At 67.9% G+C, this 3413-nt stretch carries 4 protein-coding genes and 2 pseudogenes; 3 read left to right on the plus strand and 3 right to left on the minus strand.

What is annotated here, in order from left to right; all coding sequences use genetic code 11:
• The 3 genes and pseudogenes from ACRDTL_RS19770 to ACRDTL_RS19780 form a co-directional block, all read right to left on the minus strand.
• Positions 1–221 (minus strand): annotated as a pseudogene (locus ACRDTL_RS19770) (oxidoreductase); the annotation flags it as partial.
• The gene (locus ACRDTL_RS19775) at positions 218–550 is read right to left on the minus strand and encodes a hypothetical protein (protein WP_431508390.1); all 333 of its coding nucleotides are present in this window, start codon (positions 548–550) and stop codon (positions 218–220) included. The gene ACRDTL_RS19775 and the pseudogene ACRDTL_RS19770, both read right to left, overlap by 4 nt.
• On the minus strand, positions 547–1497 hold the full coding sequence (locus ACRDTL_RS19780; RefSeq protein WP_431508391.1) for a hypothetical protein: 951 nt from the start codon (positions 1495–1497) through the stop codon (positions 547–549). The genes ACRDTL_RS19775 and ACRDTL_RS19780 overlap by 4 nt, the downstream gene beginning before the upstream one ends.
• 210 nt (positions 1498–1707) lie before the next feature.
• Between ACRDTL_RS19780 and ACRDTL_RS19785 the strand changes: the two genes are divergently transcribed.
• The 3 genes and pseudogenes from ACRDTL_RS19785 to ACRDTL_RS19795 form a co-directional block, all read left to right on the plus strand.
• The gene (locus ACRDTL_RS19785; RefSeq protein WP_431508392.1) at positions 1708–2430 is read left to right on the plus strand and encodes a FadR/GntR family transcriptional regulator; all 723 of its coding nucleotides are present in this window, start codon (positions 1708–1710) and stop codon (positions 2428–2430) included.
• A gap of 22 nt (positions 2431–2452) precedes the next feature.
• Positions 2453–3250, plus strand: coding sequence for an MlaE family ABC transporter permease (locus tag ACRDTL_RS19790; protein ID WP_431508393.1), 798 nt, complete (start codon positions 2453–2455; stop codon positions 3248–3250).
• A gap of 1 nt (position 3251) precedes the next feature.
• Positions 3252–3413: pseudogene (locus ACRDTL_RS19795) on the plus strand (ABC transporter permease); the annotation flags it as partial.

The raw sequence follows: 3413 nt of genomic DNA on the forward strand, positions 1-3413 counted from the left end.
GCGTCGGGGCCCAGCCGCGCCAGCGACCGCCCGGTGGTGAGATAGCTTGCCGCCGAAAGCGATAGCAGCCCGGCGCGCAGCGCCATCCGGGACGTCGACGGCAGCCGCGCGACGTACCGGTCGACCCGTTCGACGAGCTCGGCCGGCGACGGGCCGCCGCGCTCCTCGGGTAGCAGCGCCGCACCGAACGCCGCGGTCGTCCGTTGCGACAGACGGGTCATGTTGCCCGGTGCCCCAGCCGGCGGCCGAGCTTGAGGAAGAACGGATATGTCGCGAAGAAAGCACCGGCCAGCGCATGCATCGGCCAGCGCAGCTCATCGGTCTTCAGGCCGAAAACCCCGCTGTTCCACATGAAGTCGCGACCGTTGCGGCCGCGGAACGGCCGCCACAGCAGTCCCAGCCCGGGCACGTTGTTGTACAGCCCGAACGAGCCGCCGAAGAACACGCCCAACGTGGCGGCCTCGGCGACATCCCGCTGCTCGGCGGGCAGGGCGCGCTCGATGAACACCCCGGAGGCGACGAGCATCGGTGGGTCGAATAGAAAACTCACGACGGAATCCTTTCGTTGACCGCAGGCGCCTCATCGCCGCGCAGGCCGACCTCGGCGTGGCCGGTGCCCTTCACCGACCGCCGCCGGTCGCCGACCTCGATGTGAATGTCGGCCTGTTCGGTGTTGGTACAGACGGCCGCAGCACCGTCGGGATCGGTGTACGCCAAACTCACGCAGCGCTCGGCCGGCATGTCAACCCGGATCAGCGCGCCGCGACCGCCGATACGTCCCTCCAACTGCCAGTGCGATCGCCCCAGCGTGGTCCGCATCCGTAGCGACGGCAAACCCCTTGCCGGCCAATCCTTCCCGTCGATACGGAACCGCACGAACGCGATCGGTGGCAGTTTGCGCAGGCCGGGTGTGTGCGACACCGCGGTCACCACCTCGACCACGTCGCCGTCGCCGAGGTCGGCATGCAGCCAGCCCCAGCGCCTGGCGTTGCCGCGGCCGTAGATATGTGCCACCCCGCCGCGCCACCCGTCGACGCGATGGTCGGCCCCGCCGACGCTGACCGACCCGGTGAAGTCAGCGGTCGGGGCGAGCACCACCTGCGCACCGGGCAGCAGCTCGCGCTCCCAGGCCGGGCGCGGGAAGGTCCACAACGGCGGACCGGTGTCCTTCCACCGCAGGTCCCAGACCGCCGATCCGGCGCGTCCGGCCAGGTCTTCGAAGGTGATGCGCATGTCGGCGACCCGGAACCAATCAGTGCCGGCGGCCGGTTCGACCGGTTGCGGGCCGAAGCGTTCGGTGCGCGGTGGGCCATCGGCGGGAAACCACGTCGCCCATCCGTGCCCATAAGGCGAACCCGTCATCGGCGCCACCGTTTCGTAATGGACCCACAGTCCGGCCCGCGTCACCGGGTCCGACAGCGTCGCGTACCAGACTTCCAGGCGCCCGGCCCGGCCGCGCCAGCGCGGGAGCGCGGCCGATCGCAGCTCGTCGTCCATCAAGCTCCTCCGCCCCGCGACCCGTTGAGTCGCATCGCCAGCCGCCGCATCGTATCACCATGATTGATGCATCAGTCATTAGTCAGGTCTGCCCGCCGGCAGCGGCAACGTCCGTGTGACGGCACTCGGCGCGAGATCAATGTGACGGTGCGGCCGGTAAATTGGTATGGCCACTTGACCTCTTACCAACTGCCTGCCACAATTGCCGCCGTGGCACTGCAACCCGTGACTCGCCGATCGGTGCCTGAAGAGGTTTTCGGGCAGATCGCCGCCGATGTGCTCAGCGGGGAGATGCAGCCAGGTGAGGCCCTGCCAAGCGAGCGCCGACTGGCCGAGATGCTCGGGGTATCTCGCCCCGCTGTCCGAGAGGCGCTCAAGCGACTTTCGGCCGCCGGTCTCATCGAAGTGCGCCAGGGCGGCGTCACCACCGTGCGCGACTTCCGGCGGCACGCCGGCCTGGATCTATTGCCGCAACTGCTGTTTCGCGACGGCAAGCTCGACACCGCGGTTGCCCACAGCCTGCTGGAGGCTCGGCTGCGCAACGGTCCGAAGGTCGCGGAGTTGGCGGCCGAACGACATGGACCGGAACTGCCTCAATTACTCGACGACTCGCTGCGCGCCTTGGATGCTGAAGACGACCCGATCGAGTGGCAACGCCACGCGCTCACATTCTGGGAGCATGTGGTCGACGGCGCGGGTTCGGTCGTGTTCCGGTTGATGTTCAACGGATTTCGCGCTGCATATGAACCGGCGCTACCTATCGTCGGCGCCGCGCTGACCGCGGAGGATAACCACCCGGATGCCTACCGGAAATTAGCCGATGCGATCTGCGCCGGCGATGGTACCGCAGCGAAAAACGTGGCCCAGGACCTACTCGACCACGCGAACACAACCTTGTCTGCGGCACTCGACAACCTCGGGAATCAGCGATGACGTCGGCGGGGGGGACACGGCCATGACCAGCCAAACAGCGATCACGGCATACATCCGCGAGCAGGTCCAGCCGGGAGCCGAAGCGGTCGGTGGGTTCTACCGGATGTGCGTGCTGACCGGAAAAGCGTTGTTCCGGCCGCGTTTTCAGTGGCGCGAGACCGTCGAGCAGGGCTGGTTCATCACCAGCGTGTCCCTGCTGCCAACACTGGCGGTCGCGATTCCGCTGACCGTACTCATCGTCTTCACCCTCAACATCCTCCTGGCGGAGTTCGGCGCCGCCGACATTTCAGGGGCCGGCGCAGCGCTGGGGGCGGTCACCCAGCTCGGCCCACTCACCACGGTGCTGGTGGTCGCCGGCGCGGGAGCGACAGCCATCTGCGCGGACTTGGGTGCGCGCACCATCCGCGAGGAGATCGACGCGATGGAGGTGCTCGGCATCGACCCCATCCACCGACTGGTAGTGCCGCGAGTCGTCGCCGCGACGATCGTCGGCACACTGCTCAACGGCGCCGTGATCACGATCGGCCTGGTCGGCGGTTTTCTGTTCGGCGTTTACATCCAACATCTTTCGGCCGGCGCGTACGTAAGCACCCTCACCCTGGTCACCGGCTTGCCCGAGGTGATCATCTCGGTGGTGAAGTCGGCCACCTTCGGTCTGATCGCCGGCCTCGTCGGCTGTTATCGAGGGCTGACCACGAAGGGCGGCCCCAAGGGCGTCGGCACCGCCGTCAACGAGACCCTGGTGCTGTGCGTGATCGCGTTGTTCGCCGTCAACGTGGTGCTGACGACGATCGGCGTGCGGTTCGGGACGGGACGCTGACATGGCGGCGATATCGGCGCCCGGCGCGCTGCGCGCCCGCTACCCACGCACGACCGCAAACCTGGACCGCTACGGCGGCGGCACGGTCCGAAGGATCTGGCAGATCGGCCTTTTCGCGCGGTTCGCCCGGATCAGCGTCGGGCAGATCGGCTGGGCGTTGCGC

This window comes from Mycobacterium sp. (assembly GCF_050700595.1).
GTDB lineage: Bacteria > Actinomycetota > Actinomycetes > Mycobacteriales > Mycobacteriaceae > Mycobacterium.

Coding starts and splice junctions, on each gene's coding strand:
- ACRDTL_RS19780 (WP_431508391.1), bottom strand. CDS start 1,497: ATGGACGACGAGCTGCGATCGGCCGCGCTCCCGCGCTGGCGCGGCCGG.
- ACRDTL_RS19790 (WP_431508393.1), top strand. CDS start 2,453: ATGACCAGCCAAACAGCGATCACGGCATACATCCGCGAGCAGGTCCAG.